Annotated in this window: 19 protein-coding genes and 1 pseudogene; 9 read left to right on the top strand and 11 right to left on the bottom strand. The window is 67.3% G+C overall.

Annotated features, from left to right (window positions below; genetic code table 11):
* Positions 1 to 18: 18 nt before the first annotated feature.
* Genes JW364_RS03635 through JW364_RS03610 form a run of 6 tightly spaced genes read right to left on the bottom strand, consistent with a single transcriptional unit; the run spans position 19 to position 6,404 of the window.
* Entirely contained in the window at positions 19 to 738 is a 720-nt protein-coding gene (locus JW364_RS03635; RefSeq protein ID WP_205332982.1) for a sulfite exporter TauE/SafE family protein, read from the bottom strand.
* 31 nt (positions 739 to 769) lie between these two features.
* A complete protein-coding gene (locus JW364_RS03630) occupies positions 770 to 1,849 on the bottom strand; it encodes an ABC transporter ATP-binding protein (protein ID WP_240198561.1) in 1,080 nt (359 codons plus the stop codon).
* Positions 1,842 to 2,861 (bottom strand): ABC transporter ATP-binding protein, encoded by a 1,020-nt coding sequence (locus tag JW364_RS03625; RefSeq protein WP_205332983.1) that lies wholly within the window; start codon positions 2,859 to 2,861, stop codon positions 1,842 to 1,844. The genes JW364_RS03630 and JW364_RS03625 overlap by 8 nt, the downstream gene beginning before the upstream one ends.
* Positions 2,858 to 3,856, bottom strand: a complete 999-nt coding sequence (locus tag JW364_RS03620) for an ABC transporter permease (RefSeq protein ID WP_205332984.1) — start codon at positions 3,854 to 3,856, stop codon at positions 2,858 to 2,860. The genes JW364_RS03625 and JW364_RS03620 overlap by 4 nt, the downstream gene beginning before the upstream one ends.
* 29 nt (positions 3,857 to 3,885) lie before the next feature.
* Positions 3,886 to 4,812 carry an ABC transporter permease gene (locus JW364_RS03615; protein ID WP_137808530.1) on the bottom strand — a complete coding sequence of 309 codons (927 nt, stop codon included), beginning with the start codon at positions 4,810 to 4,812 and terminating at the stop codon, positions 3,886 to 3,888.
* Positions 4,813 to 4,829: 17 nt separating this feature from the next.
* Positions 4,830 to 6,404 (bottom strand): ABC transporter substrate-binding protein, encoded by a 1,575-nt coding sequence (locus JW364_RS03610; protein ID WP_205332985.1) that lies wholly within the window; start codon positions 6,402 to 6,404, stop codon positions 4,830 to 4,832.
* A 370-nt stretch (positions 6,405 to 6,774) separates the two neighbouring features.
* Here JW364_RS03610 and JW364_RS03605 point away from each other — a divergent pair, with 370 nt between their 5' ends.
* Complete coding sequence (locus JW364_RS03605) at positions 6,775 to 7,815, top strand: 2-hydroxyacid dehydrogenase (protein ID WP_137808528.1); 1,041 nt, start codon at positions 6,775 to 6,777, stop codon at positions 7,813 to 7,815.
* Positions 7,815 to 8,210, top strand: a complete 396-nt coding sequence (locus JW364_RS03600) for a universal stress protein (RefSeq protein ID WP_137808527.1) — start codon at positions 7,815 to 7,817, stop codon at positions 8,208 to 8,210. Before JW364_RS03605 ends, JW364_RS03600 begins: the two co-directional genes overlap by 1 nt.
* Before the next feature lie 140 nt (positions 8,211 to 8,350).
* Here the strand turns inward: JW364_RS03600 and JW364_RS03595 are convergent, their stop codons facing one another.
* From JW364_RS03595 to JW364_RS03580, 4 genes are all read right to left on the bottom strand, one after another.
* Complete coding sequence (locus tag JW364_RS03595) at positions 8,351 to 9,244, bottom strand: LysR substrate-binding domain-containing protein (RefSeq protein WP_137808526.1); 894 nt, start codon at positions 9,242 to 9,244, stop codon at positions 8,351 to 8,353.
* A 148-nt stretch (positions 9,245 to 9,392) separates the two neighbouring features.
* A complete protein-coding gene (locus JW364_RS03590) occupies positions 9,393 to 10,730 on the bottom strand; it encodes a glucarate dehydratase family protein (protein ID WP_240198560.1) in 1,338 nt (445 codons plus the stop codon).
* A gap of 6 nt (positions 10,731 to 10,736) precedes the next feature.
* Entirely contained in the window at positions 10,737 to 11,669 is a 933-nt protein-coding gene (locus JW364_RS03585; RefSeq protein WP_137808525.1) for a 5-dehydro-4-deoxyglucarate dehydratase, read from the bottom strand.
* A gap of 25 nt (positions 11,670 to 11,694) precedes the next feature.
* Positions 11,695 to 13,305: an aldehyde dehydrogenase (NADP(+)) gene (locus JW364_RS03580; protein WP_137808524.1), complete on the bottom strand. Its 1,611-nt coding sequence runs from the start codon at positions 13,303 to 13,305 to the stop codon at positions 11,695 to 11,697.
* Positions 13,306 to 13,719: 414 nt separating this feature from the next.
* Between JW364_RS03580 and JW364_RS03575 the strand changes: the two genes are divergently transcribed.
* The 7 genes and pseudogenes from JW364_RS03575 (at position 13,720) to JW364_RS03545 (ending at position 20,840) form a co-directional block, all read left to right on the top strand.
* Positions 13,720 to 14,319 (top strand): hypothetical protein, encoded by a 600-nt coding sequence (locus JW364_RS03575; RefSeq protein ID WP_068971945.1) that lies wholly within the window; start codon positions 13,720 to 13,722, stop codon positions 14,317 to 14,319.
* A 1,252-nt stretch (positions 14,320 to 15,571) separates the two neighbouring features.
* Entirely contained in the window at positions 15,572 to 16,864 is a 1,293-nt protein-coding gene (locus JW364_RS03570; protein ID WP_137808523.1) for an HNH endonuclease signature motif containing protein, read from the top strand.
* A 449-nt stretch (positions 16,865 to 17,313) separates the two neighbouring features.
* Positions 17,314 to 18,549, top strand: a complete 1,236-nt coding sequence (locus JW364_RS03565) for an alkane 1-monooxygenase (RefSeq protein WP_205332986.1) — start codon at positions 17,314 to 17,316, stop codon at positions 18,547 to 18,549.
* A pseudogene (locus JW364_RS03560) lies at positions 18,546 to 18,716 on the top strand (rubredoxin); the annotation flags it as partial. The gene JW364_RS03565 and the pseudogene JW364_RS03560, both read left to right, overlap by 4 nt.
* Positions 18,717 to 18,868: 152 nt before the next feature.
* Positions 18,869 to 19,048 carry a rubredoxin gene (locus tag JW364_RS03555; protein ID WP_205332987.1) on the top strand — a complete coding sequence of 60 codons (180 nt, stop codon included), beginning with the start codon at positions 18,869 to 18,871 and terminating at the stop codon, positions 19,046 to 19,048.
* The gene (locus JW364_RS03550; RefSeq protein WP_205332988.1) at positions 19,045 to 20,241 is read left to right on the top strand and encodes an NAD(P)/FAD-dependent oxidoreductase; all 1,197 of its coding nucleotides are present in this window, start codon (positions 19,045 to 19,047) and stop codon (positions 20,239 to 20,241) included. The genes JW364_RS03555 and JW364_RS03550 overlap by 4 nt, the downstream gene beginning before the upstream one ends.
* Positions 20,238 to 20,840 carry a TetR family transcriptional regulator gene (locus JW364_RS03545; RefSeq protein ID WP_065632366.1) on the top strand — a complete coding sequence of 201 codons (603 nt, stop codon included), beginning with the start codon at positions 20,238 to 20,240 and terminating at the stop codon, positions 20,838 to 20,840. Before JW364_RS03550 ends, JW364_RS03545 begins: the two co-directional genes overlap by 4 nt.
* A gap of 2 nt (positions 20,841 to 20,842) precedes the next feature.
* Here the strand turns inward: JW364_RS03545 and JW364_RS03540 are convergent, their stop codons facing one another.
* Complete coding sequence (locus JW364_RS03540) at positions 20,843 to 22,372, bottom strand: phospholipase D-like domain-containing protein (protein ID WP_240198559.1); 1,530 nt, start codon at positions 22,370 to 22,372, stop codon at positions 20,843 to 20,845.
* Positions 22,373 to 22,423 lie beyond the last annotated feature (51 nt).

The raw sequence follows: 22,423 nt of genomic DNA, 5'->3' as shown, positions 1-22,423 counted from the left end.
GAGGTCCTTTCAGAAGTGTCAGAAGAAGATCTGCTGGCCGATGAGCAGTGCCGCGCCGAGGGCCGACACCGTGATCGACACGGTGCGGAGCCGATCCCGGTCGAGTACCCGGTTGACGGCGCGGGAGGCGATGAAACCGAGTACGACGACCGGTGTCAGGGCAAGGAACGCCCAGAGGATCTCGGCGCTCACGCTGCCGGTCGCGGCAAGCGCGGCCATCGACATCACGCTGCCGACGAGGAAGAACGCACTCATGTTGCTACGCACATGCGCGTTCTCCTCGCCGGAGTACACCAGCGCCATCGGGGGCCCGCCGATGGACGTGGCCGTGCCGAGCAATCCGGAGGCCGCGCCCGCGGTAGCCAGGTTGCGACGTACCGGTGCCGGCCGCCAGCCGACGGAGGCGATGACGACACCGCCGAGCACGACCGCCGCCAACAGCAGTGACAGACCGCGGGTGGGCAACCACACCAGCAGCAGGGCGCCGGCGATGGTCCCGGGGACCCGACCGGCCAGGGCCCACCCGGTACCGCGGAAGTCCAGGCTTCCCCGCTCGCGGATCACCACCAGCAGCGTGACTGTCGTCGCAGAGGCGATCAGCATGCCGGGAAGTAGAGTCGGCGCCACCAGGGCGACCACCGGCGCGGCGAGCATGCCCATCCCGAAACCGATGGATGCCTGCATGCAGGACGCGAGGAACACGGCCACCGCGATGGTCACGCATGCCACGACGCTCACACCAGCACGACCTTCGTGCTGCCCAGCGTGCTCACGCCGCCGGCGCGGGCATACCCAGGCCGACCCGCCCGCGGGGGTGATAGCACTCGGCGATGTGCCCGGCCTCCTGCCGATCGGTGACGGCCGGCGGGAGCTCGGTCGCGCAGATGTCGGTGGCGTGTGCGCAGCGCGTCCGGAACCGGCAGCCCGACGGCGGATTGAGAGGCGAGGGCACTTCACCGCTCAGCAGGATTCGCTCACGGCGGTTGTCGGCGTCGAGCGTGGGTGCCGCGGACATCAGCGCCTCGGTGTACGGATGCGCAGGATGGTCGAAGACGGCTTCGGTACTGCCTGTTTCGACGATCCGGCCCAGGTACATCACCGCGACCCGGTCGGCCACATGACGCACCACCGAAAGATCGTGCGAGATGAAGATGTAGGAGATGTCGAGTTCCTGCTGGAGTTCGTTCAGCAGGTTCAGCACCTGCGCCTGTACCGAGAGGTCCAGCGCCGACACCGGCTCGTCGCAGATGATCACCTCGGGATCGAGCGCGAGCGCTCGGGCGATTCCCAGGCGCTGGCGCTGACCGCCCGAGAATTCCTGCGGGCTGCGGTGTTCGTCGCTCGGCCGCAACCCGACGAGATGGAGCAATTCACGGACACGGGCGGCCCGGTCACGCTTACGCGGGTACAGGTCCTTATGGGTGCGCCATGGTTCGCCGATGATCTCGGCCGCGGTCATCCGGTTGTTCAGCGAGGCATACGGATCCTGGAAGACCATCTGCACCTTGCGGCGCAGCGCGAGCAGGTCCTTGCCCTTGAGCCGGTAGGGGTCGGTGCCGTCCCATCGGACGGTGCCGGTGTCGGGCCGCTCGAGCATCATCAGCGTTCGGGCGAGAGTGGACTTGCCGCAGCCGGATTCGCCGACCAAACCGAGTGTCTCGCCGCGGCGGAGATCGAGATCGATCCCGTCGAGCGCGCGGAGCTGCTTGCGGCCGCCCTTCCCGGACACCGCGAAGGTCTTACCGACGTCACGTACTTCGAGAACCCGGCTCGTGTCGAGCGGGGCCGCGGCGCCGCGGCGCGCCTTGTCGAGGCCGGGCGTCTTGTCGAGGCTGGTCGTCTCAGGCATTGTCGATCTCCTCCGAGAAGTGGCAGGCCGCGGCCCGGTCGGTGCCGGTGGCCGTCAGCGTCGGCCGTTGCTGCACGCACTGCGCCCGAGCCAGCGGACACCGCGCCTGGTAGACGCAGCCCGTCGGGATCGAGTGCAGATCCGGCGGCGTACCGCCGATCGATTTCAGGTCGGCGCCCCGTTCGGCGCTGACGGGTACGGAATCCAGGAGGCCCTTGGTGTACGGGTGCTTTGGACTGCCGAACACCTCGGCCACCGGTCCGGTCTCGACGACGTTGCCCGCGTACATGATCGCGACGCGATCGGCTTGCTCGGCGACGAGCGCGAGGTCATGGGTGATCAGGACGACCGCCATGTCGTGTTCGGCCCGGAGGCGGCCCAGCAGCGCCATGATCTGGGCCTGCACCGTCACGTCGAGAGCGGTGGTGGGTTCGTCGGCGAGCAGCACCTTGGGGCTCAACGCCACCGCCATCGCGATGAGCAGACGTTGCCGCATCCCGCCGGAGAACTGGTGGGGGTAGGAGTCGACCCGCGACTCCGGTTCCGGGATGCCCACGTGCCGCATCAGTTCGATCGCCTCGAGGCGGGCCTTCTTCTTCGACATCCCGCGATGGATGCGGAACGGTTCGGCGAGCTGGGTCCCGACCGGGTACACCGGGTTGAGGGCGGTCAGTGCGTCCTGGAACACGATCGCGAGTTCGGTGCCGGCCATCTCGCGTCGCTTCGACGCCGAGGCGGAGACGAGGTCGACGGAGTCGAGGACGATCGATCCGTCCGAGACCGAGGCGATCGGGTCGAGCAAACCGACGAGCGCCTGTGCTGTCATCGACTTGCCACACCCGGATTCGCCCAGGAGGGCCAGGGTTTCGCCGCGCCGGGCACGGAAGGAGACGTGGTCGACGGCCCGGACGGTACCGGTGGGCGTTCGCAGATCGACGGTCAGGTCGACGACGTCGAGTGCGACCCGGTCGTCGGTGCCGGCGTCGGGCCGGTCGAGGGCAGGAGCACTCATCGCAGCGCCTTTCGTGAGGAGAAGAACCGCTTCCGGGCGTTCGGGGTGGTCAGTCGCCACCGCTGGCCGGGGTCGGTCGCGATGCGGGCCCACGCGGCCAGCATCGTGGCCGACACGGTCGTGATGACGATCGCCAGACCCGGGAAGAACGACAGCCACCAGGCGGTCTGCAGGTAGGTCCGGCCCTGCGACACCATCAGGCCCCAGCTGACGTCGGGCGGCTGGATACCGATGCCGAGGAACGACAGCGACGACTCCGCGAGCATCACGTAGCAGAAGTCGAGGGTGGCCACGGTGAGCAGCGTGGGGAGCAGGATCGGCAAGACGTGCCCGCGGAGGATCGCACCGCTGCTCGCACCGAAGGTCCGTGCCGCGTCCACGAACACGCGGCTCTGCAGCTCGGCGGATTCGGCCCGAGCGGTCCGCAGGTAGATCGGAATCCGGGTGATCGCCAGCACGGCGATGATGTTGGCAGCGCTGGGCGAGAACACGTACAGGATCACGACGGCGAGCAGCAGCGACGGAAAGCTCATGATGACGTCGGCGATACGCATCGCGGTGGTCTCACGCCAGCCGCGGTGATATCCCGCCCACATGCCGATCGCCGAGCCCACGACGCACGAGATGATCACCGCGGGCAGGGAGACCATGAGCGTGGTCTGGCAGGCGACGATGAGCCGGGCGAGCATGCTGCGACCCAGCGGGTCGGTGCCCAGGACGTTCATCCACCCCGTGTCGAGGTTGAACGGCGGGAGGTTCGACTCGTCCAGGTTCTGGTCGGTGGCGGCGTCGCCGACCAGCCACGGACCGAAGATCGCGGTGAGCAGGATGAAGGTCAGGATGCCGGCGGCGACGGTCGCGAACTTGTCGCGGAGCAGCAGCCGCCACAGCGGCAGCTGCGCGCCGGGCACCTTCTTGGTGGCGACGGAGTCGCCGGTGATGTCGGTCGAGGCGACGGGACTCGTCGTGTCGACGGGATCGGTGACGATGGACATGTGTCAGTACTCCTCGATGTGTCCGGCGACTAGACCGTGGCCTTGTCACGAACGCGTGGGTCCAGGAGGGCGAGACCCGCGTCGATGACGATGTTCAGGATGAAGATGCTGAGAGCGGTGAGGAGCACCGCGGCCTGCAGGACCGCGAAGTCACGCTGCAGGATCGAGTCGATCATCAGCTTGCCGATGCCGGGCCAGCCGAAGATGGCCTCGACGATGACCGCACCGTTGATCAGGCCGACCGCGAGGTCGCCGGCGACGGTGAGGGCGGGGGCGGCCGCATTGCGGAGCGCGTGGTGGGTGACGATCCGGAAATCCCCGGCCCCCTTGCTCCTCGCCACCTTGACGTACGGGGCCGACAGGGCGGAGACCATGGCGCCGCGCACCACCTGGGTGAGAACGCCCAGCGGTCGGATCATCAGTGTCGCGATCGGCAGGACCCAGGCCAGCACCCCACCGGTACCGGAGGTCGGCAGCCAGCCGAAGACGACCGCGAAGATCCAGATCCCGGTGATCGCGAACCAGAAGTCGGGGACGCTGGCCGCGGTCATCGACAGCAGGCTCGAAAAGCGGTCGGCGAGTGAGTTCGGCCGGTAGGCCGCCCAGCAACCGATGATGATCGACCCGAGGACCGACAGCACGAGCGTGACGAAGGCGAGCTGCAGAGTCGCCGGGAACGCTGCGAGCGCCATGCTCGCGGCCTGCTGGCCGGTCTTCAGCGACTCACCGAAGTCGAGGTGGAAGACGCCGGCGAGGTAGTCGGTCATCTGCTGCCAGATCGGTTTGTCGAGCCCGTTCGCGGCGGCGAACTCGGCGCGCTGCTCCGGGGTCGCGGAGACCGGGAGGTAGAGATTGGTGGGGTCGCCGGTGAGCCGGGCCATGAAGAACACGCCGAACAAGACGATGATCAGCGGGATCAGGCTGGTGAACATCCGGCGCCGGAGGAAGGTGAGCATCGGTCATCGCCTCTGTTTCAGTCGTTCTGGGCTGGCGCGTGGGTCATCTCGGCGAGACGCATCTCGTCACCGGTGGCCGAGTTGGGCCGGTAGGCAACACGATTCGCTTTCGCGAGAACTGCTTGCATGTGTGCGATATACGCGTACTGGCGGATCTCGCGCGGCTCGGCGGCCAGGACCGCGGCGAGTGCGTTCTGACGGGCCGGGCCGGTGAGAGCCTCGGCGGCACGGATCTGTTCGTCGTAGGCGGCTGTGCCGTAAGTGCTCTGGTAGCCGTCGGACAGCATGTACTGGTCGAGGGTGAACTGGGTGTCACCGGCCTGGTTGCCGTGCATGATCATCAGCAGCACCGGTCCCGACCCGGGCACGAAAGGCCTTGTCTGATACTGCATCTGACCCGAGGTGTCCATCATCTCGATCTTGACGTCCAGCCCGATCTTACTGAGCGTGAACTGCAGGTTCTCGATGGTCTCGTTGATCTTCGGGAACTGACCTGTACGGCCGATGAGGCGGATGGTCCGGTCGACCGGCACCCCGTCCGCACGGGCTTCGTCGACCAGGCGCTTGGCGCGGTCGAGGTCGTAGGGCGTCGGGGTCAGCTGGTCGTTGTAGCCGACGATGCCCTCCGCGACCAGCTGGGCCGCGGGTGTACCGAGACCCTGGAACAGCGCGTCGACGATGCCGACACGGTTGACGGAGAGATCGATGGCCTCACGCACCCGGTAGTCGGTCAGGGGCGCATCGGTGGCCTGCATGCGCAGAGCGGTCGTCTCGTTGTTGGTGTAGGCGATACCGAGATCACCGGCTCCGTCTTCAGGACCCAGCGAGGTGGCGATGTCCGCCTCGTCGTTGGAGACCATCGCGGCACGGACACTGCCCTCGGAGCGCCACTGGTAGACGGCGCGGGTGAACGCAGGGGCGTCGCCGTGATAGTTCGGATTGGCTGTCAACGCCACGCGCTGGCCCGAGTCCCAGAAGTCGACCATGTAGGGGCCGGTCCCGATCGGCACGCGCACCTTGTCATCGGCGACGGTGGTGCGCGGGACGATCTCGATGAACGACAGGCGCAGCGGCAGGATCGGGTCGGGGGTCTCCGTGCGGACCTCGATGGTGCTGGGGTCGATCACAGTCACCTCGCGGGTGCTGTCGTCGAAGACATAGCCGTTGACGTCGCAGCCGATCGCCCCGTTGAACGTGCGACGGATGGAGAACGCGGCGTCCTCGGCGTCGAACGGCTGGCCGTTGCTGAATCGAATGCCCGAGGCCGTGGTGAAACGCCATACGTTCGGCTCCACCTGGGTCCACGCCGTCGCGAGACTGGGCTGCAGTTCGCCACTGTTCGGATCCCGTTCGATGAGCGGTTCGGTGATGTTGGAACGGACCACGACACCGGTGGCCGTGAGGGAGGCGTCGCAGGGTTCCAGCGTCGGCGGCTCCTGGGGCAGGACGATGCGCAGGGTGTCCGGTGAGGCGCTCTCGCTCGCGGTCGTGTTGGCGACGCTGCAGCCGCTGGCCGCGAGCACGGCCACCGCGGACAGTGCCAGCAGACACCCGGCGGGGCGCTTCCGGGATCGCAGAGCTGCGATCTGCATGGGGACCTCCGATGAAAGAAAGACTGCGAGTGATCTCGCGGTGGGCTCGACCGCGTTTGTGACGGTAGACACACGCTATGAGCGTCGCGATGACGGCGTCAACAGAGCAAAAGCCCAGCAAACGGCCATTTCGGCGGGTTTGGAGGGCTTTCGAAAGGCCTCTGAACCGGCGACTCCGCGAGTCGAAACCACCGCTGACCTGACGGTTCATCGCTGCTCTCTTGCGCTGGACGAATCGACAACCCCGTATCAATACAGTTTGAGTATCGGTCCATGTTATTTGCGTGTTGGACAGGTATCCGTGGCACTTCTAGCGTTGACCACATCCACCGAAGGACCGGTCTGTGTCCTGCACTCCTGGAGGTCAAGCATGACGAGCAGTTCGGCCGGCACCGCGACGGCAACGGAAACCATTGGGCTGAAGGACCTTTCGTCGTTCCACGGCTCTGTCCTCCGCGTCGGCCCGCTGAAGCCCTCGCTCGAGGAGCGTCTCGAAGGTACCTACGGCGCCCAGCGACTGCCCGATGACCGGGAGGCGCGGAAGGCCTTCCTCGCGCGCAACGCCGACGCGGTGACCGCGGTCGTGACCTCGGGACGAACTGGGGTGGACGCCGGCTTGATGGCCGAGCTCCCGAACCTCGGCGCCATCGTCCACTTCGGCGTCGGTTACGACACCACCGACGTCGCCCGTGCCGCCGAGCTCGGCATCGGCGTCAGCAACACCCCGGACGTCCTCACCGACTGCGTCGCCGACACCGCAGTCGGACTACTCCTCGACACGATGCGCGGTCTCGCCGCGGCCGATCGGTTCGTCCGAGCCGGTCGCTGGCCCGTGGAAGGGAACGTTCCGCTCACCCGGAAGGTCTCCGGCACCGACGTCGGCATCCTCGGGCTGGGCCGTATCGGCTCGGCGATCGCCCACCGCCTGACCGCCTTCGGGTGCCGGATCACCTACCACAACCGCCGCCCGGTCGACGGCTCACCGTATCGCTACGCGGCGTCGCCGGCCGAGCTCGCCACCCAGGTCGACGTGCTGATCGTGGCCGCCGCCGGCGGTGCCGACACGCGCCATCTCGTCGACCGGGACGTCCTCGAGGCGCTGGGCGCCGACGGCTTCCTCATCAATGTGGCGCGCGGCAGCGTCGTCGACGAGGACGCCCTCGTCGACCTGCTGCGGCGCGGCCGACTGGCCGGCGCCGGGCTCGACGTGTTCGCGCACGAGCCGGAGGTGCCCGAGGCGCTGCTGTCCATGGACAACGTCGTACTTCTCCCCCACCTCGCGAGCGGAACGGTCGAGACACGTGCCGCCATGGAGGAACTCACGCTCGCCAACCTCGACACCTTCCTGCAGACCGGTGACCTGTCGACCCCGGTCGTAGCACCGAATCACGCTCTGCGAAAGGACATCTGATGTCTGTCGTCCTCAGCTACCTACCGACAACCGAGGGGCGCGGCGCGCTCCCGTTCGGCTTCGCCGAGGCCCGTATGCGCGGCACCGACGTCGTGATCGTGGCCGATGGCGACAACGCCTCGTCACCGGAGTTCCTGGTCGACCTTGAGAACGCGCGCAAGGTGGCTCAGTCCGGTGACGTCGAATACCGTGTCGCCGAAAATGATCCGGGCCTCTCGCACGCCGACCAGCTCATCGACGCATCGTACGACGACGCAGCCGAGCTCCTGGTGATCGGCCAGCGCAGGCGTTCACCGGTCGGGAAACTACTGACCGGCAGCGTCGTCCAGCGTGTGCTGCTCGACGCACAGTGCCCGGTGGTCGCGGTGAAACCACCCGTGCGCGCCGCGGTCTGATCGGGCTTTTCCACCGCAACCCCTGCTGGTCGAGCAGCGTCGAACGAGCGAAGCGAGTCCGCCGCGCCCGTCGAGGCCACCGAGGTGAGGTCGTCAACGGGATCCGGTGCATAGTCGACGAACTCGTTCCGAGGTCGTCGTCAGATCCACTCCCGTTCGGGGAGAACGTCTCTCATCAATCGCGCAAGAGCCGGGTTGGTATTGTCGGCGCGCCAGGCGATGTTCATCTGCACGGGACGATCGCGGATCGCGGTCACCTCCTTGAACACCACCCCGTCGGGATGCATGGTCATGGCCGACTCCGGAACCAGCGCCATGCCCAGCCCGGAGTGCACCAGGACCAGCATGGTGTGCACTTGCGTGACGTATTGGACATAGCGAGGCGACGCCCCGACCGCCGTGAAGGTGCTGATCAGCAATTCATTGAAATACCGCGCATCCGTGGGCGAATACATGATGACCGCCTGACCGTCGAAGTCCTCGATCGCGAGGTGCTCGGCGTCGGCGAACTCATGATCGGCGGGCAGGGCGGCGACCAGGCGCTCATGGTGCAGCGGACGGGAGTTCACACCTGGGCGAGAGATCGGCGGGCGGACGATGCCGAGGTCGAGATCACCGCGGACCAACGCCTCGACCTGCGCGATGGTGACCATCTCCCGCAAGACGAGCCGAACGTCGGGTAGCTTCTCGCGGGCCGTCTGCATGAGCCGGGGCAACACCGCACGCGCCGACGCCCCCGTGAAACCGATGTTCACGGTGCCCAGATCACCCGCAGGCACGCGGCGGACCGTCAGAGCCGCCCCCTCCGCGAGCGCGACGATGCGTCGTGCGTCGGGTAGGAAGGCCGCGCCGGCCGCCGTCAGCGACACTGCCCGGCTGCTGCGTTCGATCAACTGGACGCCCAGTTCGTGCTCCAGCTGCTGGATCTGCCTGCTGAGCGGGGGTTGCGTCATGTGGAGCCGCTCGGCCGCTCGGCCGAAGTGCAGCTCCTCGGCGACCGCGATGAAGCAGGAGAGGCGCGAGAGAGAGAACATCGATCCACTTTCGGCATCGTCACCCCGCGATCTGCGGAGCGGTGTGGATGACGCTAACCCACTCCCACGGTGACGGTCGAGGGTTCGCCCACGTCACCACCGCGGGCTGGAGTTCACCCCATCACCGCGGCGGTGCTCGTGGATACGCTCACCACCGCGGGCTGGAGTTCACGAAGCCGGGATCGATGGACTGCATGTAGCCGGTGTCGTCCCGGTCGCGGATGCCGCAGTCGAGGTACTGCTGGTGCAGGGCCTCCAGCGACTCATCGTCGAGTTCGACGCCCAGACCCGGGCCGGTCGGGACCGGCACCGCGCCGTCGACGATGCCCAGGACGCCGGGCTTCACCACGTCCTCGGTCTTCCACGGCCAGTGGGTGTCACAGGCGTAGGTGAGGTTCGGTGTCGCAGCCGCGAGATGCACCATCGCGGCGAGGCTGATGCCCAGGTGCGAATTGGAATGCATCGACAGGCCGAGTCCGAAAGTCTCACAGATACCGCCGAGGAGACGCGACCGCTGCAGGCCGCCCCAGTAGTGGTGATCGGACAGGACGACCGAGACCGACCGCTTGCGCACCGCCGGTTCGAGGTGGTCGAAGGCGACCACGCACATGTTCGTCGCGAGCGGCATGGACGCCTGCTCAGCGACGCACGCCATACCGTCGAGGCCGGGGGTCGGGTCCTCCAGGTACTCGACGATGCCCTCGAGTTCCCCCGCGACGCGCACCGAGGTCTCCACGGTCCACGCCGCATTGGGGTCCAGGCGCAACGGGATTCCGGGGAACTCCGCGTGCAGCGCCTTGATCGCCGCGATCTCTTCGTCGGGGGCGAACACGCCGCCCTTCAGTTTGATCGCGGTGAACCCGTAGCGGTCGATCATCCGGTGTGCCTGCCGGATCAGTCCGCTCGGATCGACGGCCTCGCCCCACTCGTCCGGCAGTCCGTTGGTGCCGGCCGCCCCGGGGTGGGCCGCCCACTTGTAGAACAGGTAGGCGCTGAACGGAACTCGGTCCCGCACGCGGCCGCCGAGCAGATCGCTCACCGGTCGACCGAGGACCTTACCCTGGATGTCGAGACAGGCGACTTCGAATGGCGAGAAGACACGATCGGTGGTGCTGGCCGTGGTGATCATGCCGGCCACTCCGTCGCCCCCGGTCACCGACAGGGTCGAGACCCACAGGTCGATGGCATCGCGCAGGTTGTGGAGCGCGAAGGCATCGAGTCCGATGATCGCCTCGGCGGCGGCCTCCATCCGCGCGAGATGAGCGGTGTCGGCATAGGTCTCGCCGAGCCCGCGGATTCCGCCGGCCGTCTCGATCACGATGATCGCCCGCAGTGCGTAGGGCTGGTGCACACCCACCGTGTTGAGCAGCGGCGGGTCGACGAAGGCGACCGGGGTGACCGTGACCTCGGTGATCGTGGTGTCGGTGTGCGGACTCGCCACGGTTCGCGTCCCGACCGGCACCGACTGGAAGGTATTCGTCGACATGAGTTCTCAGACCGTGGCCTGCGCGGCGAGCGTCGTCGCGAGGACGGCGCGCCCGGCGGCGGTGATCCGCTCGAGCTCGGCCTGGTGCTCCGGTGTCGGCTGGACCAGCGGCGCGCGCACCGGACCCGCTTCGATGCCCTCCATCGTCACACCGTGCTTCACGAGTGCGACCGCATAGCCCGGCACCCTGTTGCGCAGACGGACCAAGGGGTGGAAGAACTCTCGCAGCAGCGCCTCGGTCAGCTCGACGTCGCCGTTCTCCAACGAGTTGTAGAAGGCCAAGGCCAGTTCCGGGGCGAACGCGAACGTCGCCGACGAGTACAACGTGACACCGATGGCGCGGTAGGCCTGCTGGGTGATCTCGGCGGTGGGCAGGCCGTTGAAGAACAGGAACTCCTTGCTGTCCCCGAGTGCTTCCTTGACCGCGATCACGATGCGCGACACGTTGTCGAGGTCACCGGTGCCGTCCTTGAACCCGATGACCGTCGGCAGCTTGGCGACCTCGATGGCCGACGCCTCGTCGAACACGGCGTTGCCGCGGTTGTAGACGATGAGCGGCAGATCGGTGGAGGCCGCGACTGACCGCGTGTACTCGGCGAGGCCGGCAGGCGGCATCGTCACCAGGTACGGGGGCAGGAGCAGGATGCCGTCGGCCCCATTGGCCTTCGCGCTCACCGCGAACTCGCGGGCCTGGACGAGGGAGCCGCCGGCACCGGCGAACACCGGGACGCGGCCGGCGACGGTCTCGACCGCGCAGCGGACGATCCGCCCGAACTCCTCGAGTCCGAGGGCGTGGAATTCGCCGGTGCCGCAGGCGACGAACACGCCGCCGGGACCGGCGGCCACCCCGCGGTCGATGTGTTCGGCGAGGCGACGGTAGTCCACCTCTCCGGTGCTGTCGAAGGGTGTGACAGGAAAGAACAAGACGCCGTTGAGCATTGGGACTCCTTGGATGGGGTGAGGATCAGTCGCGGATGAGTTCGCCGTCGACACGGCGCCAGATCTGTTCGGGGTTTCCGTCGGCAATGGGGTTGGGCAACAGCGCCGTCGGAACGTCCTGATACGCCACCGGCCGCAGGAAACGCTCGATGGCGAGCGACCCGACGCTGGTGCTACGGCTGTCGGAAGTGGACGGATAGGGTCCGCCGTGGACCATCGCGTGTCCGACCTCGACGCCGGTGGGCCACCCGTTGAAAAGGATTCGCCCGGCCTTGAGTTCGAGTGCCTCGAGAAGCACCCGGGCGTCGTCGAGGTCGGAGTCCGCAGCATGAACGGTCGCGGTGAGCTGACCTTCGAGCTCGGCGGTCACCTCCCGCACCTGTTTGAGGTCGCGACACCGCACCACGAGGCTCGACGACCCGAAGATCTCCTGCTGCAACGTCTCCGAAGCGAGAAAGGTCTCGGCCCGCGTGCCGAAGAGCGCGGCGGCGCAGGTGTTCGGACCCGTCGCTTCCGCCGATCGGGCGAGAACCTCCGCGGCCGAACCGAACTCCTCCACGCCGGAGGCGTAGCTCGCGGCGATCCCCGGGGTCAGCATCGGCGTCGGCGTCGAGGCGGCGATCGCCTCCGCGGCAGCGGCGATGAATGCATCGAGATCGGGACCGTCGACCGCGATGACCAGGCCGGGATTGGTGCAGAACTGTCCCGAACCCATCGTCAGCGAGCCGACGAATGCGCGGCCGAGGCCGGCGGCATCGGCACGCAGCGCCCCCTCCAGCGGGTAGACCGGATTGATCGAGCTCATCTCTGCGTACACCGGGATGGGTTCGGCTCGCGACGCCGCAGCGGCGACGAGAGCCGTTCCGCCCGAACGCGACCCGGTGAAGCCCACCGCCTTGATGCGCGGGTCGGTCACGAGGGCGATACCCAGGTCGGGCCCGCTGCCGTAGAGCAGGGAGAAGGTGCCGGCAGGCATTCCGGTGGCGGCCACCGCCTCGGTGATCAGACGTCCCAACAGTTCTGATGTGCCGGGATGGGCGTCGTGGGCCTTCACCACCACGGGACATCCGGCGGCCAATGCCGACGCGGTGTCGCCGCCGGCGACCGAGAACGCGAGCGGGAAGTTACTGGCGCCGAACACGGCGACGGGTCCGAGCGGCACCTTGCGCTGCCGGATGTCGGCGCGCGGCAGCGGCGTCCGATCCGGCCGTGCGGGATCGATACGGGCGCCGTGCCAGCTGCCCTCGCTCAGCACCGAGGCGAACAACCGGAGCTGACCCGACGTCCGTCCCACCTCACCGGTGATCCGCGCCGCCGGGAGTCCGGTCTCGGCCACGGCACGCTCGACGAGGACCTCGGTCGCCGCATCGAGGTTGTCCGCGATCGTCGAGAGGAACCGCGCCCGTTCTTCGGACGAGGTGGCGCGATACGGTCCGAACGCTTCCGCGGCCGCAGCGGTGGCACGGACGACGTCGGCTGGGGTTCCGTGTGTGTACGCGGGCAGGAGACGAGTGCCTGTCGTCGGGTCCACGCCGTGGACGGCCTTCCCCGCGCCGGTCACCCGCTCACCCGCGATGATCAGTTGTCCGGTGAGGTCCTGCGTCGTCAGCGGTGCGGGGTGCTGCGCAATGGTCATCGTGGTCCCATCCGTTGTGCGTTGGCATTCCGCCGAGGTAGCCCGGCCGCGGCGGCGCCACGAGAGAGGTGTCATCTGCTCTCGATGGCGGGTCGCCGTCGGCGCGGCTGTGCGGTGAGCTCGGCCTTGCCCCGACCGTAGAACCCACGATCCATACATGTCCAAGTCAAATATGGACGTCTTCAATGCTCAGAGTGAATCGACCCAGGTGTCCGGTTCAGTCGGGACGCGCTCGCTTGTCAGCCGATACGTCATCCGGCCGGCCCACGCCGCGCCGCGTACCGGACCAACAGCAGTCGACAGTGGGACAATCACTGCGCCGAATCCGACATACCGCACATCGCCGAGCCACGGCGAGCGGCGGCTGTCGGAGCGGGCACACCACCCATTCGACGAAAGCGGAATCCAGAACCGATGAAGCGCATTCGCCTCCTCGCCGTCATGGCCCTGGCCATCACGGCACTCACCGTCTCCTACGGCACCGCACACGGCGCTCCCGCGCCCGCGGCGCCGTCCCACTTCTCCAGCGCATCCGCCGACGGGACCTCCATCACCTCCCAGCTCCGCAACGCGACGTTCGTCGCAGGCGAGCAGGAACTCCGGGTCGTCGACTCACACGGACGGACCATCGAGCGAATCGGACTGGTGCTGCCGTTCGACGGCGCCGCTGTCCCGATGCGCGCGAAGGTCTCCGCCGACCGCACCCAGGCGACGTTCACCCCGATCCTCACCCCCGAAGCCCGCGCGGCGATCGCTGCCGGCGTCCGCCCGGCCTCGGCGAAGAAGGACCGCGCCTACCAGCAGATGATCTGGCACATCACCAACGGGTGGAACCGCGGCGGCAACGTCACCACCGCCATCGGCGCTCTCGCCGGCCTCATCATCGGCTGCATCATCATCGTCGGCTGTGTCTGGGGTGCGGGCGTCGGCGCGGCCATCGGAGCGGTCATCGGTATCAACAACGGCGACCCCCGCGCCGGGCAGTCGATCCTGAACTGGATCAACACTCCGTAAGTCCAGCGAGCAGGGCTTGGCTTCTCGGGTCCCAGATGCTGCAGAATCCCCAACTCCGCGTGCGGGGTTGGGGATTTTCTGCTTCTTCCGGCCTCGTGGACGCGTTTTCGGCGCAGGAGGCCGCGTGCACCGCGCCGTGGAAGGTCGAAGGCCGTCAGTGACCGTGTCGGCAATCGGCGCCGAACGTCCGACCCCGGGTCACACTCGCGCATCTCACCCAATGCAGATGCGCGTGTTCAGTCCGGTGGCGACGTCGTAACCGGCCGCTCAGATGCAGCAGATGACCCGCCGAACCTGACCGGCCGGGGCCCGATGATGGGTTGATCGATGTACGTCACGGCTCGTTCCATCAACGAGTTCGCCGCGCGCACACTGGTGGAGGTCGGTGCGGCTCTCTCGACCCCACGTGCTCCCGCCGACGACTCGTCGCCGAAAAGACCCCTCCGCGAACCGAGTTCGGCGCACCTCGAGACGGGGTAGCCCGGACGACTGGACATCGGCCCGACGTCTATCGACTTCAACCGACCCGAACCGTCGCCGACCTCCGGCATCGGATCGGATGGAGACCGCCGGATACATGTCTCACTACCCAGGACCCGGCGGGTCACCGCGACCGGAGAACACCGGGTCGTAACCCCGCCGCGCACCCACCCACGGGGCGCCACAAGAGTGCGTCATCGCACCAGGCCGAGAACCGCCGGCCGGCCACACCCGAGGGATACGCCCTCAACAGCCAACGCGCCCACATCGATACCTGGACAGGGGTGTAGCCATCGCTGAAGATGCGGTAGGCGACGCCACCGCGACACAGCTGTTTCACCTCCAGCGAGTAATGCTGACCTTGCCCCCCGGATAAGCGGCACGACGGCTCCGCCGGTCCCACGTATCGCCCGCACCATCGAGGCGACCGTTTCGACGACCCAGTCAGTGTCTCGGCGATAGCAATTCCCGCATACTCAGCGGCATCTGAAATCGCTGAGCCGGACGATACCCTTCGGCCCCCAACATATGTCGCCGCTACCTTCCGCACGCCGGCAACGCCAGTCCGGTCGCCGCCGGGGACGTCGAGACTGCTCCATAAGTGAACATGCACACCCGATCCGCGCGTATTCGAAAACTGGAGCGACTTGAACCAGCCACTGATCACGATCCACGCACGGTCAACGCGAATCGACGCACAGTCAACGAAATATGCTGCACAGTCGATCGATTCACGGTTCTCGGCTTGTGGAATTTCCTCGAAATCGAACGCATGTTCCGGTACCTTGGAGTCATGCCAGAGCTCGCCACTCTCCTCGATCAACTCATCGAGACCACCCCGCCCGCCGACGACCCAACCGGCAGAGCAACATTCGACTCCCTCCACACGTGGCGCCTGATCCGCAACCTTGCCGATCACCAGATCGGCACCCACGCAGCACAACTCGACGAACTCGGCGTCGCGCAGAAGACCGGCAGCACCACCAAGAAGCTGCTGATCGAGTCAGGACATGCGCCGGCCGCCGCCCTCCGCACCATGCGCAGTGTCGACGCGCTGCCCAACCTGCCCGCTGTGGCGCGTCACGCTGCCGACGGACGACTGTCGAGCGAGATCGTCGATGCCATCGTCCGCGGCATGAACGAGATCGATAGACGTTGCGGGGAAGCGCTTTCCGTCGACAAGCGCTCCCGGTTTGAGATCGAACTCATCGCCCAAGCACTATCCGGTGCAACACCGACTGAAGTGCTCAAGCATGCGCAGGCCATCGGCAACGCTCTCGGCGATGCGTGTGACGCAGGAACCCCAGCGTCGGACGATGCAAGTTTGAACTCGGTGAGCGCCCACACCACCGACGACGGCCGCGTCGAAGTCCGCGCCGATCTCACCCAGGTCGTGGGCGAGAAGTTCCTGGCGATGATCGACGAACGATCCTGCCCACGACCCGAACCCGACGGCGCCAAGGATCGTCGCACCGCCGAGCAACGCCGCGCCGACGCCTTCGAATTGATCCTCGACCAAGCCGCGATCGGCGCGAGCATCGACACCGTTGGTTCCTCGCGCACTCAATTGATACTGACTATCCCCGCGACCGGAGACCTCGCAACGCTGCCGTGGACCGGATCGGTCAGCCAAGCGACCGCGAAACAGGCGTCGTGCGACGGCTCGCTGACCCCTCGAGGCTCGCTTCGCTCGCACCTCGGGGAGCAGGGGCGACTCGACGCTGAGGGCGTACCGCTACAGATGGGCCACACCCACCGCTTGTTCCCGGCGCACCTGCGCAAAGCAATGATCGTCCGCGACGCCTGCTGCATCAAATGCGGTGCGCCACCGTCACATACCCAGGTCCACCACGTCACCCATTGGGCCGACGGCGGACCCACCGACCTCGACAACGGTTGCCTGCTCTGCCAACGCTGCCACAACCAGGTCCACCACCACGGCTGGGACATCGTCATGGGATTCGACCGACACCCCTGGCTCGTCCCACCCGCCACCATAGACCCACACCGCCGACCACTACCCGCCTACAACCGCCGCACCATGCGCCTCGACGACGCCGCCTGACCGGCCGTCCGACAACCACTTTCGCGTAGCACCCTCCGCACCCGGGCCATACCCGGGACCGCATCCGTACTTTGACAACTCCACAGCGGAACACGACCGACCCGCTCCCACTCGGCCATTCGAGCGGGAGCGGGTTCCGGGCAGCCGAACCCGACGTCGACGTTGATCACTGAACAGACCTCGATCGAGCACCACGACGGCGGCAGTCGCACATGCAACAGCCTCACGGCGCGGTTCGTGACCACGTAGGCATGCGCGAACCCGCGCCGAACTCCAGAACACAAGAACTGCCGCACGCGTCGGCGAGCAACCTTCCTGCCGCCCAGGTCCTCGTCGTACGTCCCCGCGGCGTTGCTTGTTTACAAATAGACGTGAATGTCTAGACAACGGACATTGTCGCGGTTAATGTCTAGTGGCGTAGAACACAGCCCGCCCAGACAGGAGCGCGTATGAGTACCGCACCGACCCCGTTCACCGCGGATGACTCCGCCGCCGAGTGGAAGGACCGCAAACGCCATCTCTGGCTGCTCGGCCTGATCCCACCGACGTCGATCTTTCTCGCAATGGGTCTCGTCGCCGGCTTCAATGCGATCGGCCATGGTTTCGACGTCGTGTCGCCGGTGTGGTGGTGGATCGGGCCGCTACTCGTCTACGTCCTGCTCCCGATCCTCGACGTGTTCTTCGGGCCCGACGGATCGAATCCGCCCGAAGAGCTGATGGAGCAGCTGGAGAACGACAAGTACTACCGCTACTGCACGTACGTGTACATCCCGTTCCAGCTCGCGAGTCTCGTGATGGCCTGCTACCTGTGGACGGCCGACGACCTCAGTTGGCTCGGCATCGACGGCGGGCTCGGGCTCGCGTCGAAGATCGGGCTGGCGCTGTCGATCGGCGCGATGGGCGGGATCGGAATCAACACCGCTCACGAACTGGGGCACAAGAAGGACGATCTGGAACGCTGGTTGTCGAAGATCACTCTCGCCCAGACGTTTTACGGTCACTTTTACATCGAGCACAACCGTGGGCACCACGTGCGGGTCGCGACGCCCGAAGATCCGGCCAGCTCCCGTTTCGGAGAGTCGTTCTGGCGCTTCCTCCCCCGTAGCGTCTGGGGAAGCCTCACGTCCTCCGTCGAACTCGAGCGCAAACGCCTCGAGCGGGCGGGCAAGCCCTTCTGGCATCCGAGCAACGACGTCCTCAACGCATGGGCGATGTCGATCGTGCTGTGGGGGGCGCTCACCGCGATCTTCGGCTGGGAGATCCTCCCCTTCCTCGTGATCCAGGCCGTCTACGGTTTCTCACTGCTGGAGACCGTGAACTACCTCGAGCACTACGGTCTACTCCGCCAGAAGACGCGGACCGGCCGCTACGAGCGGTGCACGCCCGAGCACAGCTGGAACTCCGACCACATCTGCACCAACATCTTCCTGTACCACCTCCAGCGCCACAGCGATCACCATGCGAACCCCACCCGGAGGTACCAGACGCTGCGCAGCTTCGACGGCGCGCCCAACCTGCCGAGCGGATACGCGAGCATGATCACGCTCGCCTACTTCCCGCCGATCTGGCGGCGGGTGATGGACAAGCGGGTGCTCGACCACTACGACGGAGACGTCGAACGGATCAACATCGCACCGCACCGCCGCGAACGCGTCCTGGCCGAGCACGGGGTGTCGCCGCGATGAGCACCTTCCGTTGTCCGGTCTGCGATTACGTCTACGACGAGACCGTCGGCGCTCCCCGGGAGGGATTCCCGCCCGGCACGCCCTGGGCCACGATTCCCGACGACTGGCCGTGCCCCGACTGCGGCGTGCGGGAGAAGATCGACTTCCTCGGCGCCGGGAGCGAAGCGAGCGGGCCGGATGATCTCGGCGCCGGGAGCGAAGCGAGCGGGCCGAATGACCCCAGCGGCGCCGGGAGCGAAGCGAGCGGGCCGAATGACCCCAGCGGCGCCGAGAGCGAAGCGAGCGGGCCGGATGAAATCAGCGAAGGGAACTCTGTGCGATGAATTTCAAGCTCTTCCGTTGCGAGGTTTGCGGTTTCGAGTACGACGAAGAGCTCGGCTGGCCGGAGGAAGGCATCGAGCCGGGCACCCGCTGGGCCGACATCCCCGACGACTGGAGCTGCCCGGACTGCGGTGCGGCCAAGGCCGATTTCGAGATGGTCGAGGTGGCCCGTCCGTGAGCGCCGGCACCATCCGGGGCGGTTCGGTGGTGATCGTCGGCACCGGCGTAGCCGGCATCACGGCTGCGGAGTCGCTGCGTTCCAACGGTTTCGACGGAACAATCACCGTGTTCGGGGACGAGCCACAACTCCCCTACCGACGAACGGCGCTGAGCAAGAACCTCGTCGACGGCGACCTGACGGACGCCAAGATCACGCTCCGTCCGCCCGGGTACTGGTCGGATCGGGGCATCGAGATCGTGACCTCGACGCGCGTCGCCGACGTCGACACCTCGTCGCGGCGGGTCTGCCTCGCCGACTCCTCCCAGGTGGATTACGACGCGCTGGTCCTGGCCACCGGAGGGCGTGCCCGGCGACTCCCCGGCACGACGTCGTCCCCGCTCGCCCTGCGCACCCGGCACGACGCGGCGGAGCTCCGGCACGCGATCCAGGACGGGCCGGTGATCGTTCTCGGCGGCGGACTGATCGGACTGGAGATCGCCGCAGCCGTGGCGTCGACCGGAGACGGTTCGCGCGTCACCGTCATCGAGCGCGAGACGTCGCTGTTGTCACGGGTCGTTCCGGCAACGGTGGCCGAGGCGGTGGCGACCCTGCACCGGGAACGCGGGGTGCAGATCCTCACCGGCGTGGTGCCCACCACGATCACCGCCGAGTCCGTGACGTTGCCCGACGGACGGGCCTTGACCGGAACGGTGATCAGCGCGATCGGAATGGAGCCCGATCTCGAATTGCCGCGCAGCGCCGGCATTCCCGTCGATGCGGCCGGGATCGTCGTCGACGATTCGCTGCGAACCCGAGTCCCCGGCGTCTACGCGGCCGGCGACGTCGCGGCGCGGCCCCATCCGTTGACGGGCGCACCGATGCGTGCCGAGCAGTGGCTCACCGCGACCGAGCACGGCAGACTGGTCGCCATGACGATCGCCGCCGACCTCGGGCTGGACACCGGCATCAGCACTGCGGTACCGCGTGTGCCACTGGCCTGGACGATGCAGTACACGACCAACATCCAGATCGTCGGGTGGCCGACATCGGGAGATCGTGTGGAGGTCGACCTGGACGACTCCTGCTCTGTCGTGCGGGCTTTCGCCGGCAGTCGTCTTGTCGGCGCGGTCTGCCTGGGCAGGGGCGGCTCGGGACGATCCCTGCGCGCCGAGATCGAGTCATCTCTCCAGCCGGTCGGTGCGCACGGATGACGACTCGCAACTATGCGCAGGACAGCAAAGCCCTGCTGCACAACTCGCTGCTCGACGGACTGCACGACCTGCTGCTGGACCGGGACTGGGCGGCGGTGCGCATGTCCGATGTGGCCGCCGCGACGGGGGTCAGCCGCCAGACCGTCTACAACGAGTTCGGTTCCCGGTACGGCCTCGCGCAGGGCTACGCGGTGCGGTTGGCGGGCCGTTTCGCCGGCCATGTCGCAGATTCCTTGGCGAGTTCCGTCGACGACGTCACCGAGGCCCTGCACAAGGGGTTCGGTGAATTCTTCGCCGGAGTCGCCACCGACCCGCTGATCGCCTCGCTGCTGTCCGGCGAGGCCAAACCCGATCTGATGAAGCTGATCACCACCGATGCGGCACCGATCATCACCACGGCCGCCGACCGGCTGGCCGAGGCCTTCCGCGAGTCCGAGTGGCTGTCGATGCCGGAGTCCGACGTCGTGCGGATCTCGCGCGCGATCACCAGGATGGCGCTGAGTTACATCGCGATGCCCCCGGAGGGCGATCGCGACGTCGCATCCGACCTCGCCGAGGTCATCGCCCCCGCCATCGAGGCGGCCCGCACGCGGGTGTGACGTCAGCGCCGCAGCAGGTTCCGCGTGCCCCGACGGATCACCGCGCGGTAGATGCGGTCGATCGTGCCGATCCGCGCGTCCTCCGGGTCCACGAGTTCGTTCTCCGCGATGAGGGACTCCTCGCCGTCGATCGTCTCGTGATTGAAAGCCTCGAGTGTCCGGCCCGGGCCGGTCAGCCGATCGACCGCCCCGACGAGTGAGTTCTCCTGTGCCAGAGCATCGTCGAACACCTCGTGGTCGACGCCCAGATGCTCGGACAACAACCGCGTGCGCATGGACAGGATCGTCTCGCTCAGGTCGCCGTCGGCAGGGTCGTTCGGATCGGCCTCGATGGCGACGTCACACTCGCTGTCGAATCCGAGCGACCGGTTGTTGAGGTTCGAGGATCCGATGCGCAGGAGGACGTCGTCGACGATGAGCACCTTGGCGTGCACGTAGATCGGGTCCCCCTCGGCCGTCACGGGGTAGAAGGCGCGGAATCTGTCGTACTTGTCGGCGCGCCACAGGAGTTGCAGCAATTTGTGCCGCGCACCGTCCATGGCGAGCCGTTCCACCGGACTGTCCGCATGCCTCGGCAGCACCAGGACGATCTCGGGCCCGTCGGGCTCGGCGAGTCGTTCCGCCAGCGCGTCCGCGACCTCGCGCGCCGCCAGGTACTGGCTCTCGATGTAGATCGTGCGGCGGGCCGCGGCGAAGGCCGCACGGTACAGGCGCCGGATCTCCTCGACCTGGGGCCGGTCGTCGTACTGCGGAATCGTCCGGGCCACCGCGACGTCGCAGTCGGTGAACGTGACGTCGAGATCCGTCGGCCAGATGTCGGGGCCGTCGGTGTCGACGAGGGGTTTGAGGCTCTCGCCGGTGGCGGCCTCCCACCGGTCGAGCGCGACAGACGCGACCACGCGCGCGGCGTCGCCGTCGAGGGCGACCGTGACGTCATGCCAGGGCCCATGCGGCCGGTCATCGGGATCCCGGCGAAACTCGTTGTGCGACAGATGTTCCGAAGTGTCCCACCGGTTCACCGTCATGTCGATGCCGCCACAGAACGCGAACTGGTCGTCGATCACCGCGATCTTCTGATGATGCGCGGCGGAGACGGGGTGGGCGGCGTCGATCCGGTAGTGCAGACGACGGCCGGTGAGCAGATCCTGGACGAAGGGCGGCGCGACTCCGCGCAGGATTCCGGTGAACGCGCCGGTGCTCCAGCGCAGGACGTGGATCTCCAGTTCCGGACGGTTGTCGATGAGCCACCTCAGGAAGTCACCGAGCACGTCGGGGACCTCGTCGTCGGCGGTCCGCGGATCGAGCCGGATCCGGGTGTCCACGTCCCAACCGATGAGGACGATGCGGCGCCGGGCCTGCAGCAACGCCGACTTCGCGTGCAGGAAGTAGTCCGCCGCGTCGACGATGCATGCGACGCGGTCGGCGGTCGCGATCTCCCGGCACGTGTCCCCGGCACGCAGGATCGGCTCGTGATCTGACTCGTCCACCGCGTTCGCTCCTTGAATCGCCTTGGCCCCCCGACCGGCGCCCATTGTGCCAAGCGCGCATGTCGCCCGCGCGGGCGAGGCGCCGGGCGAACGTCG

Source organism: Gordonia sp. BP-119 (assembly GCF_016924115.1).
Taxonomy (GTDB): Bacteria; Actinomycetota; Actinomycetes; order Mycobacteriales; family Mycobacteriaceae; genus Gordonia; species Gordonia hongkongensis.
Note: the sequence above shows the minus strand (reverse complement) of the source record. Positions and strands in the feature narration are given on the sequence as shown.

What these genes read in the sequence shown, in the direction of transcription:
- JW364_RS03620 (WP_205332984.1), bottom strand. Translation starts at nt 3,856, where the DNA reads ATGTCCATCGTCACCGATCCCGTCGACACGACGAGTCCCGTCGCCTCG.
- JW364_RS03600 (WP_137808527.1), top strand. Translation starts at nt 7,815, where the DNA reads ATGTCTGTCGTCCTCAGCTACCTACCGACAACCGAGGGGCGCGGCGCG.
- JW364_RS03580 (WP_137808524.1), bottom strand. Translation starts at nt 13,305, where the DNA reads ATGACCATTGCGCAGCACCCCGCACCGCTGACGACGCAGGACCTCACC.
- JW364_RS03615 (WP_137808530.1), bottom strand. Translation starts at nt 4,812, where the DNA reads ATGCTCACCTTCCTCCGGCGCCGGATGTTCACCAGCCTGATCCCGCTG.
- JW364_RS03585 (WP_137808525.1), bottom strand. Translation starts at nt 11,669, where the DNA reads ATGCTCAACGGCGTCTTGTTCTTTCCTGTCACACCCTTCGACAGCACC.
- JW364_RS03610 (WP_205332985.1), bottom strand. Translation starts at nt 6,404, where the DNA reads ATGCAGATCGCAGCTCTGCGATCCCGGAAGCGCCCCGCCGGGTGTCTG.
- JW364_RS03570 (WP_137808523.1), top strand. Translation starts at nt 15,572, where the DNA reads ATGTTCCGGTACCTTGGAGTCATGCCAGAGCTCGCCACTCTCCTCGAT.
- JW364_RS03630 (WP_240198561.1), bottom strand. Translation starts at nt 1,849, where the DNA reads ATGCCTGAGACGACCAGCCTCGACAAGACGCCCGGCCTCGACAAGGCG.
- JW364_RS03590 (WP_240198560.1), bottom strand. Translation starts at nt 10,730, where the DNA reads ATGTCGACGAATACCTTCCAGTCGGTGCCGGTCGGGACGCGAACCGTG.
- JW364_RS03625 (WP_205332983.1), bottom strand. Translation starts at nt 2,861, where the DNA reads ATGAGTGCTCCTGCCCTCGACCGGCCCGACGCCGGCACCGACGACCGG.
- JW364_RS03540 (WP_240198559.1), bottom strand. Translation starts at nt 22,372, where the DNA reads ATGGGCGCCGGTCGGGGGGCCAAGGCGATTCAAGGAGCGAACGCGGTG.
- JW364_RS03575 (WP_068971945.1), top strand. Translation starts at nt 13,720, where the DNA reads ATGAAGCGCATTCGCCTCCTCGCCGTCATGGCCCTGGCCATCACGGCA.
- JW364_RS03595 (WP_137808526.1), bottom strand. Translation starts at nt 9,244, where the DNA reads ATGTTCTCTCTCTCGCGCCTCTCCTGCTTCATCGCGGTCGCCGAGGAG.
- JW364_RS03605 (WP_137808528.1), top strand. Translation starts at nt 6,775, where the DNA reads ATGACGAGCAGTTCGGCCGGCACCGCGACGGCAACGGAAACCATTGGG.
- JW364_RS03545 (WP_065632366.1), top strand. Translation starts at nt 20,238, where the DNA reads ATGACGACTCGCAACTATGCGCAGGACAGCAAAGCCCTGCTGCACAAC.
- JW364_RS03565 (WP_205332986.1), top strand. Translation starts at nt 17,314, where the DNA reads ATGAGTACCGCACCGACCCCGTTCACCGCGGATGACTCCGCCGCCGAG.
- JW364_RS03555 (WP_205332987.1), top strand. Translation starts at nt 18,869, where the DNA reads ATGAATTTCAAGCTCTTCCGTTGCGAGGTTTGCGGTTTCGAGTACGAC.